Source organism: Anaeromyxobacter soli (assembly GCF_022808855.1).
GTDB lineage: Bacteria > Myxococcota > Myxococcia > Myxococcales > Anaeromyxobacteraceae > Anaeromyxobacter > Anaeromyxobacter soli.
In genome coordinates this window covers 81,870-95,288 of record NZ_JAKZLF010000019.1, presented here as the reverse complement: position 1 = coordinate 95,288, position 13,419 = coordinate 81,870, and the positions used below count along the sequence as shown (strand labels likewise).

At 73.4% G+C, this 13,419-nt stretch carries 11 protein-coding genes; 10 read left to right on the top strand and 1 reads right to left on the bottom strand.

What is annotated here, in order from left to right; genetic code table 11:
• From MLV88_RS14295 to MLV88_RS14275, 5 genes are all read left to right on the top strand, one after another.
• Positions 1 to 1,471: chemotaxis protein CheA (locus MLV88_RS14295; protein WP_243337798.1), on the top strand; the 1,471-nt coding region annotated here is incomplete at its 5' end.
• Positions 1,468 to 2,070, top strand: a complete 603-nt coding sequence (locus MLV88_RS14290; RefSeq protein WP_242341071.1) for a chemotaxis protein CheC — start codon at positions 1,468 to 1,470, stop codon at positions 2,068 to 2,070. The genes MLV88_RS14295 and MLV88_RS14290, both read left to right, overlap by 4 nt.
• 10 nt (positions 2,071 to 2,080) lie before the next feature.
• Positions 2,081 to 2,824 carry a nickel pincer cofactor biosynthesis protein LarB gene (gene larB / locus MLV88_RS14285; RefSeq protein ID WP_242360412.1) on the top strand — a complete coding sequence of 248 codons (744 nt, stop codon included), beginning with the start codon at positions 2,081 to 2,083 and terminating at the stop codon, positions 2,822 to 2,824.
• A gap of 10 nt (positions 2,825 to 2,834) precedes the next feature.
• Positions 2,835 to 4,046 carry a nickel pincer cofactor biosynthesis protein LarC gene (gene larC / locus MLV88_RS14280; RefSeq protein WP_242341069.1) on the top strand — a complete coding sequence of 404 codons (1,212 nt, stop codon included), beginning with the start codon at positions 2,835 to 2,837 and terminating at the stop codon, positions 4,044 to 4,046.
• A gap of 150 nt (positions 4,047 to 4,196) precedes the next feature.
• Positions 4,197 to 6,074, top strand: a complete 1,878-nt coding sequence (locus tag MLV88_RS14275) for an ATP-binding protein (RefSeq protein WP_243337797.1) — start codon at positions 4,197 to 4,199, stop codon at positions 6,072 to 6,074.
• Positions 6,075 to 6,083: 9 nt separating this feature from the next.
• Here the strand turns inward: MLV88_RS14275 and MLV88_RS14270 are convergent, their stop codons facing one another.
• Positions 6,084 to 7,760 (bottom strand): hypothetical protein, encoded by a 1,677-nt coding sequence (locus MLV88_RS14270; protein WP_243337795.1) that lies wholly within the window; start codon positions 7,758 to 7,760, stop codon positions 6,084 to 6,086.
• A gap of 334 nt (positions 7,761 to 8,094) precedes the next feature.
• Here MLV88_RS14270 and MLV88_RS14265 point away from each other — a divergent pair, with 334 nt between their 5' ends.
• The 5 genes from MLV88_RS14265 (at position 8,095) to MLV88_RS14245 (ending at position 13,349) form a co-directional block, all read left to right on the top strand.
• The gene (locus MLV88_RS14265; RefSeq protein WP_242344800.1) at positions 8,095 to 8,775 is read left to right on the top strand and encodes a MotA/TolQ/ExbB proton channel family protein; all 681 of its coding nucleotides are present in this window, start codon (positions 8,095 to 8,097) and stop codon (positions 8,773 to 8,775) included.
• Between the two features lie 122 nt (positions 8,776 to 8,897).
• A complete protein-coding gene (locus tag MLV88_RS14260) occupies positions 8,898 to 9,395 on the top strand; it encodes an ExbD/TolR family protein (protein ID WP_242360408.1) in 498 nt (165 codons plus the stop codon).
• 9 nt (positions 9,396 to 9,404) lie between these two features.
• Positions 9,405 to 9,989 (top strand): ExbD/TolR family protein, encoded by a 585-nt coding sequence (locus tag MLV88_RS14255; RefSeq protein ID WP_242335654.1) that lies wholly within the window; start codon positions 9,405 to 9,407, stop codon positions 9,987 to 9,989.
• 224 nt (positions 9,990 to 10,213) lie between these two features.
• Positions 10,214 to 12,652, top strand: coding sequence for a sodium-translocating pyrophosphatase (locus MLV88_RS14250; RefSeq protein WP_243337793.1), 2,439 nt, complete (start codon positions 10,214 to 10,216; stop codon positions 12,650 to 12,652).
• 1 nt (position 12,653) lies between these two features.
• On the top strand, positions 12,654 to 13,349 hold the full coding sequence (locus MLV88_RS14245; protein ID WP_242335648.1) for an LON peptidase substrate-binding domain-containing protein: 696 nt from the start codon (positions 12,654 to 12,656) through the stop codon (positions 13,347 to 13,349).
• The last annotated feature ends 70 nt before the right edge of the window (positions 13,350 to 13,419 follow it).

The window sequence follows — 13,419 nt, the reverse complement described above, 5'->3', positions numbered from 1 at the left end:
CCGGCGCGTGCAGGTGCAGGTCGAGATCGCCGGGTCCTGCCCGGTGCCGGCGGTGCGCGGCTTCCTCGTGGTGAAGAAGCTCGGCGCGCTCGGGCAGGTCGCCGAGGCCCGGCCGTCCGTGGAGGAGCTCCGCGCCGGCCGCATCCCGGGCAAGCGCCTCGAGGTCCTGCTCGACACCGCCGAGTCGCTCCAGGCGGTGGAGCGCGCCCTCGCGCAGATCTCCGACATCGCCGCCGTCACGCTCCGCGAGGCGGAGGCGGAGCGCGCCCCCGCGCCGGCCCCGGCGCCCGCGCGAGAGGGGACGCCCGGGGAGGCGAGCCGCACGGTGCGCGTCCGCACCGAGATCCTCGACGGCTTCCTCGACGCGGTGGGCGAGCTCATCCTCGCCACCGCGCGCATCCGCGAGATCGGCCGGGCGCTGCCGGAGGGCGCTCGCCCCGCGCTCGACGAGGGCGTGGACCGGCTGCACGCGATCGTGAAGGACCTGCACGACAAGGTGATGACGGTGCGGATGACGCCGCTCGCCCTCGTCACCGAGCGGCTCCCGCGCACGGCGCGCGACGTCGCGCGCAAGCTCGGCAAGAGCGTGGAGGTGGAGATCCGCGGCGCGGAGATCGAGCTCGACCGCGCCATCCTGGAGGAGCTGTCGGACCCGGTGCTGCACGTCCTGCGCAACGCCGTCGATCACGGCGTCGAGCTCCCCCACCTCCGGCTCCTCGCCGGGAAGCCCGCCACCGGCGCCCTCGCCATCACCGCTCGCCGCGAGCGGGACCGGGTGATCCTCGAGATCTCGGACGACGGGCGCGGCATGAACCCCGAGAAGCTCCGCGCCGCCGCGGTCGCGCGCGGCGCGCTCAGCGCGGAGGACGCGGCGGAGCTCCCCGAGCGCGAGGCGCTCCTGCTCGCCTGCCTGCCGGGCGTCTCGACCGCCGAGACCGTCACCGACGTCTCCGGCCGCGGCGTCGGCCTCGACGCGGTGAAGCGCACCGTCGAGGGGGTGGGCGGCACGCTCGAGCTCGACTCCGTGCCCGGCAAGGGCACGCGCGTCACCTTCCGCCTGCCGCTCACCGTGGCGGTGCAGCCGGTGCTGCTCGTGCGCGTCGGCGAGGAGGTGCTCGGCATCCCCATCGCCAAGGTCCACGGCGCGGCGCAGGTGGCGCTCTCCCGGCTCGAGCGGAGCCAGGGGACGCCGGTGCTGGAGCACGAGGGCGCGCTCGTCCCGGTGCACGACCTCACCCGCCTGCTCGGCTTCCCGGGCGCGCCCTTCGACGAGCGCTCGGTGGTGGTGGCCGACGGCGGCGACGGCGGGCGGGTCGGCCTCGCGGTGGACGCGCTCCTCGGCCAGCACGAGGCGGTGCTGAAGCCGCTCGGCGAGCCGCTCGACCTCGTGCCCGGCCTCTCCGCGGTGACGGTGCTCGGCACCGGGCGGCCGGTGTTCATCCTGGACGTTCAGAGGCTCCTCTCGGCGTGACCTCCTTCGGCCCGCGAGACCTCGACGCCCTCCAGGAGCTCGCCACCATCGGCTGCGGGCAGGCCATCACCGCGCTCGGCAAGCTCGCCGGCCGGCGCATCGAGATGGACGTCCCCGAGGCGTGGGTGGGCGCCGAGGCGGGCGCGATCGCCGTGTTCCTCGGGGGGCTCGGCCAGGACCTCGTCGCCGTCGGCGTGAAGCTCGAGGGGCCGCTCCAGGGCGACCTGCTCCTCGCCCTGCCCGAGGCGGACGCGGAGGGGCTCGCGGCGCTGCTCGGCTTCCCGCCCGGCGCGGGCGAGGGCTGGGGCGGCATGGCCGAGAGCGCCCTCATGGAGTCGGGCAACATCGTGGGGAGCGCCTTCGTCTCCGCCATCGGGACCCTGGTCGGCGAGAAGCTGCTCCTGTCGGTGCCCACCTTCGCGCGCGGCAGCGGCCGCGCCTGCGTCGAGCGGCTCGTCGCCCACGCCGGCTCGATCGCGCTCGCCACCCGCTTCACCCTCGCCGCCGAGGTCGACCGCGGGGCCCTCGAGGGGCTCATCCTCGTCATGCCCGAGCCGGAACGGATCGCGAGGCTCCTCTCGCACCTCGATCTGCGCTAGACACCCCGGCATGGACGAACGCACGCTGCGCCGGCTCCTCGACGGCGTCCGCAATGGCGACACCACCGTCGACGACGCGGTCGCGCACATGAAGCACGCGCCGTTCGAGCGGCTCGGCGACGTCGCCACGATCGACACGCACCGCGCGCTGCGCGTGGGCATGCCGGAGGTGGTGCTCGCCGAGGCCAAGACCGGCGCCCAGGTCGCCGCGATCGCGAAGCAGCTCGCGGCCCGCGGGCCGCTCCTCGTGACGCGCCTCGCGGCGGACAAGGCCGCGCCGGTGAGGCGCGCGGTGAAGGGGGCGAAGTACGACCCGGTCTCGCGCACCCTGCGCAAGGGGCGCATGGACGTCCCGGCGCGCGGGCCGGTCGCGGTCTGCTGCGCCGGGACGAGCGACATCCCCGTCTGCGAGGAGGCGGCGGTGACGCTCGACGTGATGGGCCTCGAGGTGATCCGGGTCTACGACGTGGGCGTCGCCGGCCTGCACCGGCTCCTCGCGCGCCGGGCGGACCTCGAGCGGGCCCGCGCCGTGATCGTGGCGGCCGGCATGGAGGGCGCGCTCCCCTCGGTGGTGGGGGGCCTCGTGGGGCGGCCCGTCATCGGGGTGCCCACCTCCGTCGGCTACGGAGCCTCGCTCGGCGGCATGGCGCCCCTCCTCACCATGCTCAACTCCTGCGCGCCCAACGTCACGGTCGTGAACATCGACAACGGCTTCGGGGCGGCGTTCGTGGCGGGCCTCATCGCGCGCGAGTAGGAGCCTCTCCATGCAGCCTCTGCTCGTCCTCGAACCCATCGGCGGCATCGCCGGCGACATGTTCCTCGCGGCGGCGCTCGACCTGGGCGTCGACCGCGCCCGCCTCGAGGAGGCGCTCCGCTCGCTGGGCGTGCCCGGCTGGCGGCTCGAGGTGCAGCGCCGGAGCGCCTCGGCGATCCTCGGCACGCACGTGGACGTGGTCGTGGAGGGGCAGGAGCCGCCCGCGCGGTCGCTCTCCGAGATCCTCGGCATCCTCGACGCGAGCGCGCTCGCGCCGCGGGTGAAGGCCGCCGCGCGCGGGCTGTTCGAGCGGATCGGCCGGGCCGAGGCGAAGGTCCACGGCGTGCCGGTCGAGGAGGTGCACTTCCACGAGGTCGGCGCGGTGGACTCGATCGTGGACCTGTGCGGCGCGGCGGTGGCGCTCGACCTGCTCGGCTGGCCGCGCGTGGTGTCCGCGCCGCCCGAGCTCGGGCGCGGGATCGCCCGGACGGCGCACGGGCCGGTGCCCATCCCCCCGCCGGCGGTGCTGGAGCTGCTCGCCGGCACGCCCGTGCGGCCCGGCGGGCCTCCCGGCGAGGCGGTCACGCCCACCGGCGCCGCCCTCCTCGCCGAGTTCGCCCAGGTGGGGCCCCTGCCGCCGTTCGTGCCGCGCCGGATCGGCCACGGCGTCGGGACGGTCACCTGGCCGGACCGGCCGAACGTGCTGCGCATGACGCTCGCCGAGGAGGTCCCGCTCGCCCCGGGCGCGAGCCCCGCGGGCGGCGCGCCCGCGGAGGCCGGCGCCGGGGCGCTGTGGGTGCTCGAGGCGAACCTCGACGACTGCCCCGGGCAGCTCGTCGCGCGCGCCATCGAGGCCGCGCTCGAGGCGGGCGCGCTCGACGCGTGGGCCGCGCCGCTCACCATGAAGAAGGGACGCCCGGGGATGCTCCTGGGCGCGCTGTGCGAGGAGCCGCGCCGCGCGGCGGTGACCCAGGCGCTCTTCGCGGAGACCACCACGCTCGGCGTCCGCCGCCACGCGGTCGAGCGGGACGCCCTCGAGCGCACCTTCGAGCAGGTGGAGACGCCCTACGGGGTCGTGCGGGTCAAGGTGGCGTGGCAGGCCGGGCGCGAGCTGGGCGCTCACCCCGAGTACGACGACTGCCTCGCCCGCGCGCGCGAGCGCGGCGTCCCGGTGCGCGAGGTGATGTCCGCCGCCATCGCCGCACATCGCGCCGGGCGCTGAAGGCCGCGGCCGCCGCCTTCGTCGGCGCGTCCGCTCCGCGTGCTAGAGTCACTGCGGGGGAAGCGCGTGGCACGCAAGGAGAAGGCACGGCCGCGGAAGCGATCGGCCCGCGCGACGCCGCGGCGGAGGCCCCCGCGGCCCGCCCCGCGCGTGGACGACGCCGTGCTGCGCGAGGTGTTCCGCACCGCGGCGGTGCCGGCGGTGGTCCTCGAGGACGGCGTGGTGAAGCTCGCGAACGAGGCGTTCGCGCGGGCGCTCGGGCAGGACGCCGACGCGCTCCGCGGCGCGGCGCTCGGCGCGCTCCTCCCGCCGGTGGACGGCGAGGTCCCCACCCCGCTCCCCGGGACGATCCGCAGCTACCGCACGAGCGTCGCCGGCGTGCCCGCCCGCGTCGACGTCTCCGCCGCGCTCACGCCCGCGCAGAGCGGCGCGGTCCTGGGCTCGGCCGCCCTCGCCCTGGCGCTGCCCGACGAGGACACCGCGGTCCCGCGCGTGCTCCTCGCCCTCTCCCGCGAGCTCGCCGAGGCGCGCAGCGAGGACCAGATCACCGCGGCGGTGGCGCGCGCGCTCGAGCTGCTCTTCCCCGCGCGCTCCTTCTGCGTGCGGCTCGTCGATCCGAGGACCTTCGCGCTCACCACCCTGTACGCCCGCGGCCGGCTCCGGCCGCTCGCGCGCGGCCGGCTCGCCCTCAAGGCGATCGCGGTCGAGCGCACCGGCCTCTCGCGCGCGGCGCTCGAGCAGGGCGGCGTCCAGATCGTCGAGCGCGACGTGCCGCTCTTCGCGGGCTGCGACGAGGCGAGCGCGGTCCCGCTCGCCGTGGCGGGGCAGCTCTTCGGCATCGTGAACCTCGAGTACGCGCGCGGCGGCCCGGGCGATCCGCTCTCCGACGCGTCGCTGCTGTACCAGGTGGCGAACCACGCCGCCCTCGGCGTCCGGAACCTGCGCTCGGTCGAGGAGCTCACCTACCTCAAGACCTACCTCGAGGACCTCATCGAGCACGCGAACGCGCTCATCTTCGTGGCGAGCCGGGCGCGCGAGGTGATCGTCTGGAACGCCGCGCTGGTGCGGCTCACCGGGGTCACCCGCGAGGAGGCGCTCGGGGGCGATCTCCTCGCGCGCATCCCGCCGGAGGAGCACGCCGCGGTGGAGGCGGTGCTCGCGCGCGGGCTCTCGGGCGAGTCGGTGGACGGGTTCGAGACGCGGCTCCTCGCCGCGGGGCGCGAGGCGCGCATCGCGGTGAACACCGCCCCCATCTTCGGCGCGGCCGGCGACGTCGAGGGGGTCATCGCCATCGGCCACGACCTCACGCGCGTGCGCTCGCTCGAGGCCGCGGCGGAGCACGCCGAGCGGCTCGCCGGCATCGGCCGGCTCGTCGCGGGCGTCGTGCACGAGCTCAACAACCCGCTCACCGCGGTGAACATGTACTCGGACGTGCTCGTGGAGAAGCTGCAGAACGCCGGGCACGACCCCGCCGACGTGGAGAAGCTCCGCGCCATCCGCGAGGGGGGCCAGCGCATCCAGCGGCTCGCGCGCGACCTCGTCGCCTACGCGAAGCCCTCCGGCGCGCGCGCCGAGCTCGTGGACCTCGCCTCGGTGCTCGACGAGGCGGCGCGGCTCGCGAAGCCCGCCCTCAAGGAGATGAGCGCGGTGCTCGAGCAGCGGCTCGTCCCGGTGCCGCCGGTCGAGGGGAACCGCCCGAGCCTCGTGCACGTCTTCGTGAACCTCGTGCGGAACGCCGCGCAGGCGGTCGGCGAGGGCGGCCGCGTGTCGCTCGCGCTCGAGCAGGACGGCGAGACCGTGAAGGTCGCGGTGCAGGACGACGGCGCGGGCATGCCGCCGGAGATCGCGGCCCGGGCGTTCGAGCCGTTCTTCACGACGCGCCCGGGCGTGGGCATCGGCCTCGGGCTCCCGATCGTGCAGGGCATCCTCGAGCGCCACGGCGGCCGGATCGCCCTCGACACCGCCGAGGGCCGCGGCACCACCGTGACGGTGACGCTGCCCGTCCGCGGCGCCAGCGCCGAACGGTGAACGCTCCGTTCAAACGTTCACGCTGAGGATCGCGTAGCCCTTGAAGGCGGGCAGCACCGTGGAGAGCGAGTAGCCCGACGGGTTCATGGGGATGCGCACGTCGCTGCCGTCGGCGGAGACGAAGCGCGCGCGGCGGGCGTCGCCCGCCACCTGGAGGCCGAGGAACAGGGTCGCGCCCTGGGCGCGCTCCGGGCCGAGCGTGACGAGGTGCGCGTGAACCGCGCCGTCTGTGCGGTCGAGGACCACGAGGAGCGGCTGGCGCGAGGCGACGGACGCCGCCCGGCGTCCCTTGCCGAGGAGCGCCGCGAGCGCGCGCTCGAGCAGCGCCGGGTCCGGCGGCGCGGCGCTGCCCTTCTCCGGCGCGAGCGGCGCGAGGGCGGCGAAGGTCCCCTTCCCCACGCGCACGCCGGCGGGCTTGCCGCCCGGCAAGAACGTCGCGCCTGGCCGCCCGACCTCGTCGGCGCCGGCGGGCTCGCCGAACGCGAGCACCCCCCCGCCTGCCTCGAGCCGCCGCCGGATCTCCTTGGCCTCGAGCGGCGTCACGCCCACGGCGTCGGCGAGCACCACGACCGCCTCCGGCGGCGCGTCCTCGAGGCGGAGCACCACCGGGGCCTGCACGTGCAGCTGCGCGAGCGCCTCCGCCGCGCGCTCGACGGCGGCGCGGTGCCGCCCGCCGGACCAGAGGTCCGCCTCGGCGGAGTAGAGGATCGCGCACTCGGCGACCGGCGTGGTCACGAGGGGCGAGCGGCCCGCGGTGGCGAGCTGGCGGGCGAGCCGCCGCACGGCCGCGACCTCCGTGCCCGGCGCCGCTGCCGGCTCTACGCCGGAGAGGTCGATGCCGCAGCTCGCCGCGACGGCGGCGAGGCGCGCGTGCGGGTGCGCCCCGGCGGCGGAGGCAGCCGCGGGCGCGACCGCCGCGAGGCGGCGGCCCATCGCCGCGCGCAGGAGGCGGAACAGGCCGATCCCGGTCGCGCCGGGCGCGAGGCTCGCCGGGAAGATGGCCGCGTCGGCGTGGCGCGCGGCGCGGAGCTGCGCCGGGCCGACCGCCTCGAACTGGACCACCACCTCGAACGCGCGGGCGGCGGCCCGAGCCGCGTCGCGCGCGCTGCGCGCGTAGTCGGCGACCGCCCGCTCGAGCGCCTCGTTGCGGGTGCGCCAGAAGTCGCGCCCGAACGGGAGGACCTCGAACGAGAGCGCGCCGGAGGCCTGCGCCACGGCCTCGCGCGCGAGGGAGAGGTAGTCGATCGGCTGGAAGTGATCGCCGTACTCGCGGACGAGGTGGCGGGTGAAGGCGCGCTGGCAGTCGGTGCAGAAGCCTGCGCCGAGGAGGCCGAGCGTGAGCGGCGCGTCCGGGCGGTCCAGGCAGACGCCGGCGAAGCCGGCCGAGAGCGCGGCCCGGACCGCCTCGCCGACGCGGGCGCGCTGGCGCTCGGACGACAGGCAGGCGCGCGGGGTGCCGCCCATGCCCGCGATCGTCCCGTCGGCCGCGCGGCACGCCTCGGACGGCGTCGTGGCGCGGCCTGACGGCACGTCGGCGAGCGCGCGGTTCACGAGCGACGCGGGCAACGGCTCCGCGGGCGTGGCGACGAGCGGGTGCGCGTCGAGCGCGGCGGCCGCGCGGGCAGCCTCTTCCGGCAACGCGCCGGGCGCGAGGCGGTAGGGCGCGAAGGTGGTCTCGTTCGGCATGTCCGACGACCGCCCGGACGGAGTGCGGCGCGCTTTCGGCCGCTCACCGGCCAGGCGCTCCGGCGCGCGGAGGCGGAGAGCCTACGACGCAGGCCGCCTCGCGGGCAATTGCCGGGCGAGCGCGGCGGATGCACCGTCTCGCCCGGACGTGCGCGACACGGCCGCGCGGGGCGGCGGGCGCGTCGCGTGTAGGTCGAACGGTGTGCGCGGCGCGCGCACGCCGTCGAATTGACGCCTCTGAAAACCCCGTGATAGGGGATCGAGCACTCGGGCAAGCGCGCGGCAATTCCCTGCGGATTTCCGCGCGTGCCCACGGTCCGGAGGACCCTTCCAGATGGGCGACATGTTCGGAACGCTGGCGAAGCACTACCACGACGGTGGCTGGATGATGCACCCCATCCTCGTGTCGCTGTTCTTCGTGGTGGGGCTCGTCATCGACCGCATCATCGCCCTGTATTTCAGGGCGAACGTCGATAAGGACGCCTTCCTGCGCGGCCTCAAGAAGCACATCTACGCGGGCGACCTCGACAAGGCGATCAGCTTCACCGCCTCGCAGAAGAAGACGCCGCTCACGAGCGTCATCAAGGCGGGGCTCATCAACGTGCCGAAGGGCGATCAGGACGTGCAGGCCGCCATGGACGAGGCGACCCTGCGCGAGTCGCCCAAGATCGAGGCGCGCACGGGCTACCTCGCCATGATCGGCAACGTGGCCACGCTGCTCGGCCTCCTCGGCACCATCGTCGGCCTCATCGGCGCGTTCGGCGCCGTGGCGAACGCCAACCCGGCCGACAAGGCGGCGATCCTCGCCGACTCCATCTCCGAGGCCATGAACTGCACCGCGTTCGGCCTCCTCACCGCGATCCCGGCGCTCGTCGCCTTCTCGGTGCTGCAGGGCCGCACCCAGCACATGATCGACGAGATCAACGAGACCTCGGTCGCCGTGCTGAACCTCATCGTCGCGAACAAGGACAAGATGAAGATGCCCGCGACGGTGTCGACGGGTGACGACGACTAGGACGGATCCCGGCGCTCCCCGCTCGCCCCGTCGGGGCGAGCGGCCCGGGGCGCCCGAGCGACCGTCCGCGGCGCGAGCCACGGGCGGCAGCGGATCCGAGCTCACGCGAGAGGAGGTAGCCAATGGGCGGCGGCGCGATGCCCGAGCAGGGCGGCGGCGGTGGCAAGCGGCGAAAGAAGGCGCTCGACGCGACGATCAACGTCGTCCCGGCGATCGACCTGCTCTCCTGCTGCATCACCTTCCTCCTCTACACCGCGGTCTGGACGCAGGTCTCGCGGCTCCAGGTGCAGCAGCTCGGCACCGGCGCGCCCGAGGTCGAGCAGACCGAGGCGCAGAAGCAGCTCCTCGTGACCCTCGCCATGGGCGAGCGGGGCTTCAACCTCTCGACCTCGGCCGGCACCTCCATCGAGATCCCGAACCTCGGGCGCGGCCAGGACGGCCTCGTGCGCTTCGACCTCAAGGGCCTCGGCGAGCGGCTGAAGGCGCTCAAGGGCGATCACCCGGACGCCGCCGCGGTCACCCTCTCCGCCGAGGACACCGTGCCGTACGGCGACCTCGTGCAGGTCATCGACACGTGCGTCGGCGCGGGGCTCGTCTCCGTCGCCGTCACCGGGGTCTAGAGAGCCGCCATGCCCATCGTCACTCCAGGCAAGCGCCCGGCGAAGCGGTTCGAGAAGTCGAAGATCCTCGGCGGCAAGATGGGCCGCGCTCACAAGGCGACCAACGCGGAGCTGAACGTCGTCCCGATGGTCGACATGATGACGATGCTCGTCATCTTCCTCCTGCAGCAGTTCAGCGCCACCGGCGAGGTGCTGTACATGCAGAAGGACATCAAGCTCCCCGACGCGCAGCACGGGCAGATGATCGAGATGGCGCCGGTGGTGGCGGTGAGCGCCGACCAGGTGGTCGTGACCGGGGTGAAGGTCGCGGACATCCGCGAGCTCGACTCCGACTCGGGCTACCTCAACATCCCCGCGCTCGAGGAGCGGCTGCGCGACGAGAAGAAGCGCTGGGAGTTCATCCACCAGCAGGACCCCGAGAAGAAGTGGGACGGGGTGGTGAACATCCAGGCGGACAAGGCGGTGCCGTTCCGCATCGTGAAGCGCGTGATGTACTCCTGCGGCGTGGCCGGCTACTTCAACGTGAACTTCGCGGCGCTCGACCTCGGCGGCCTCACCGCCACCTCGAGCGGCGCCCCGACGCCCGGCATCTGAGCGCTCGCCCGGCCGCGATCGCCCCCGCCTACGGCGCGGGGCGCCGGCCGCGGCGCGGCTCTTCCGCGCGCCACGCGGCGCCCGCGGGCGCTCGGGACGCCCGAACATCCCCAACGCTTGCCAAAAAGCGCAACGGGCCGGTACTATCCGGGCTCCGCCGCGGCGTTCCGTCGCGCAACCAACGGATATTCCAAGAAATATCCGAAGATTCGGATTCCCGGACCATGAACATCTCCCACCTGCTTTCACGCCTCGCCGTCGCCGCAGCGCCGCACCACGGCGGGGGCGAGGCGAACCTCGTCCTGCCGGACCTCGGGTCCGAGACCTTCCTCGGCGGTGTGACGGGGCACTCGCTCCTCCTCGTCGGCCTCCTCGTCTGCGCGCTCGGCCTTGTCTTCGGCCTCGTCGTCGCCCGGCAGCTCAAGGCGCTGCCCGTGCACCGCTCGATGCGGGAGATCTCCGAGCTCATCTACGAGACTGCGAAGACCTACCTCGGCACGCAGGGCAAGTTCATCGCGATCCTGTGGGCCTTCATCGCGGTGATCATCGTCGCGTACTTCGGCTTCCTCACCACCGGCCCCGAGGGGCAGCAGGGGATGGGGCTGGGCCGGGTGGCGATCATCCTCCTGTTCTCGCTCGTCGGCATCATCGGCTCGACCGGCGTCGCCTGGTTCGGCATCCGCGTGAACACCTACGCGAACAGCCGCGCCGCCTTCGCCTCGCTGGGCGGCAAGCCGTTCCCGACCTACGCCATCCCGCTCAAGGCCGGCATGTCGATCGGCACGATGCTCATCAGCGTCGAGCTGCTCATCATGCTGTTCATCCTCCTCTTCATCCCGCGCGACCTCGCCGGCCCCTGCTTCATCGGCTTCGCGATCGGCGAGTCGCTCGGCGCGTCCGCGCTCCGCATCGCCGGCGGCATCTTCACGAAGATCGCCGACATCGGCTCGGACCTGATGAAGATCGTCTTCAAGATCAAGGAAGACGACGCGCGTAACCCCGGCGTCATCGCCGACTGCACCGGCGACAACGCGGGTGACTCGGTCGGCCCCTCCGCGGACGGCTTCGAGACCTACGGCGTGACGGGCGTCGCGCTCATCACCTTCATCCTGCTCGCCATCTCCAACCCGGCCGTGCAGGTGAAGCTGCTCGTCTGGATCTTCGCGATGCGCATCATGATGGTCATCGCGTCGGTCGTGTCCTACTGGATCAACGAGGCCGTCGCGAAGGGCCGCTACGCCACCGCGACGGTGATGAACTTCGAGGCGCCGCTCACCGCGCTCGTGTGGCTCACCTCGGTCGTCTCGGTGGTCCTCACCTACGTCGTCTCGTACCTGCTCATCGCCGACCTCGGCGACGGCACGATGTGGTGGAAGCTCTCGACGATCATCACCTGCGGCACGCTCGCCGGCGCGATCATCCCCGAGATCGTGAAGGTCTTCACCTCCACCTCCTCCGGCCACGTGAGGGAGGTCGTCACGGCCTCCCGCGAGGGCGGCGCGTCCCTGAACGTCCTCGCCGGCCTCACGGCGGGCAACTTCTCCGCGTTCTGGATGGGCCTCGTCATCACCGCCCTCATGGCGGCCGGCTGGGGCGTCTCCACGCTCGGCCTCTCGGACCTCATGATGGCCCCGGCGGTGTTCGCCTTCGGCCTCATCGCCTTCGGCTTCCTCGGCATGGGCCCGGTGACCATCGCGGTCGACTCCTACGGCCCGGTCACCGACAACGCGCAGTCCGTCTACGAGCTCTCGCTCATCGAGAACGTCCCGAACGTCCACGCCGAGGTGAAGAAGGAGTTCGGGTTCGAGCCGAACTTCGACAAGGCGAAGCACTTCCTCGAGGAGAACGACGGCGCCGGCAACACCTTCAAGGCGACCGCCAAGCCGGTGCTCATCGGCACGGCCGTCGTCGGCGCGACGACGATGATCTTCTCGATCATCGTGGCGCTCACGAGCGGCCTCACCGCCAACCTCGAGAAGCTCTCCATCCTGAACCCGCTCTTCCTGCTCGGGCTCATCATGGGCGGCTCGGTGATCTACTGGTTCACCGGCGCGTCCACGCAGGCCGTCTCCACCGGCGCCTACCGCGCGGTCGAGTTCATCAAGGCCAACATCAAGCTCGAGGGCGTCGAGAAGGCCTCCGTCGAGGACTCGAAGAAGGTCGTCGAGATCTGCACGGTCTACGCGCAGAAGGGCATGTTCAACATCTTCCTCGTCGTGTTCTTCGCGACGCTGTCCTTCTCGTTCGTCGACGAGTTCTTCTTCATCGGCTACCTCATCTCGATCGCGATCTTCGGCCTGTTCCAGGCGATCTTCATGGCGAACGCCGGCGGCGCCTGGGACAACGCGAAGAAGGTCGTCGAGGTGGAGCTCAAGGCGAAGGGCACCGCGCTGCACGACGCGTGCGTGGTCGGCGACACCGTCGGCGACCCGTTCAAGGACACCTCGTCCGTCGCGATGAACCCCATCATCAAGTTCACGACGCTCTTCGGCCTCCTCGCCGTCGAGCTCGCGATCAAGATGGAGCTCGGGACGCGCGTCACCCTCGCGGCCGTCTTCCTCGCCGTCGCGCTGTTCTTCGTCTACCGCTCGTTCTACGGGATGCGCATCCAGGTGGGCATGAAGGCGGCGGGCGAGACCTCGGCGAGCCCGGCGGCCCATTAACATGTGCGCGGAGCGCATCGCTCCGCAGGGCAAGTGGGCGGCGCTCGCGAGCGCGTGCGCCGCCCTCAAGGTGTTCCCGCTCCACGGCGTGGCCGTCCTCCCCGGGACGCCCACGCCGTTTCACGTCTTCGAGCCCCGCTACAAGGCGCTCGTGAAGGACGCGCTGGCCGGGGATCGCGTGGTCGCGATCCCCGCGCTCTACACCAAGGCCGACGCGCAGCGGCTCCGCCCGCGCCTCAAGCCCATCTGCGGGGCCGGCATCATCGAGGCCGAGCAGGAGTACCCCGACGGCCGCTACGACATCCTCGTGCGCGGCCTCGCCCGCGTGCGGCTCGTCGAGGAGCACGTCACCGAGAAGGCGTACCGGGAGTGGAAGGCGGAGATCCTCGAGGAGATCTGGCCGCAGGGAGGCGCCGCCGCGCTCGCGCCGGAGCTCGAGGCGCTCCGCCAGCTCGTCTACGAGCTCTCGACGCGGCTCCCGGCCGAGTCCGGCGCGCCGCAGCTCGCCGAGGCGGTCGCGCAGATGAGCGATCCCTCCGCGATCGTGGACCTCGTGGGCGCCGCGGTGGTCTCCGACCCCGAGTCGCGCCAGAAGGTGCTCGAGGAGCTCGCGGTCGCGCGGCGGCTCGAGTACGTGCTCGAGGAGGTCGCCGGCGTCGTGCTGGTGCTCTCGAAGGGGAAGAACCCGCGGGTGTGAGGCGGCTGTTCCGCGGGGCGCCGTCACGGACGGAGGGGCGATGGACGGGGACAGCGCGCGCGGGACGCCC

What these genes read in the sequence shown, in the direction of transcription:
- larB (WP_242360412.1), top strand. Translation starts at nt 2,081, where the DNA reads ATGGACGAACGCACGCTGCGCCGGCTCCTCGACGGCGTCCGCAATGGC.
- larC (WP_242341069.1), top strand. Translation starts at nt 2,835, where the DNA reads ATGCAGCCTCTGCTCGTCCTCGAACCCATCGGCGGCATCGCCGGCGAC.
- MLV88_RS14270 (WP_243337795.1), bottom strand. Translation starts at nt 7,760, where the DNA reads ATGCCGAACGAGACCACCTTCGCGCCCTACCGCCTCGCGCCCGGCGCG.
- MLV88_RS14265 (WP_242344800.1), top strand. Translation starts at nt 8,095, where the DNA reads ATGGGCGACATGTTCGGAACGCTGGCGAAGCACTACCACGACGGTGGC.
- MLV88_RS14260 (WP_242360408.1), top strand. Translation starts at nt 8,898, where the DNA reads ATGGGCGGCGGCGCGATGCCCGAGCAGGGCGGCGGCGGTGGCAAGCGG.
- MLV88_RS14255 (WP_242335654.1), top strand. Translation starts at nt 9,405, where the DNA reads ATGCCCATCGTCACTCCAGGCAAGCGCCCGGCGAAGCGGTTCGAGAAG.
- MLV88_RS14250 (WP_243337793.1), top strand. Translation starts at nt 10,214, where the DNA reads ATGAACATCTCCCACCTGCTTTCACGCCTCGCCGTCGCCGCAGCGCCG.
- MLV88_RS14245 (WP_242335648.1), top strand. Translation starts at nt 12,654, where the DNA reads ATGTGCGCGGAGCGCATCGCTCCGCAGGGCAAGTGGGCGGCGCTCGCG.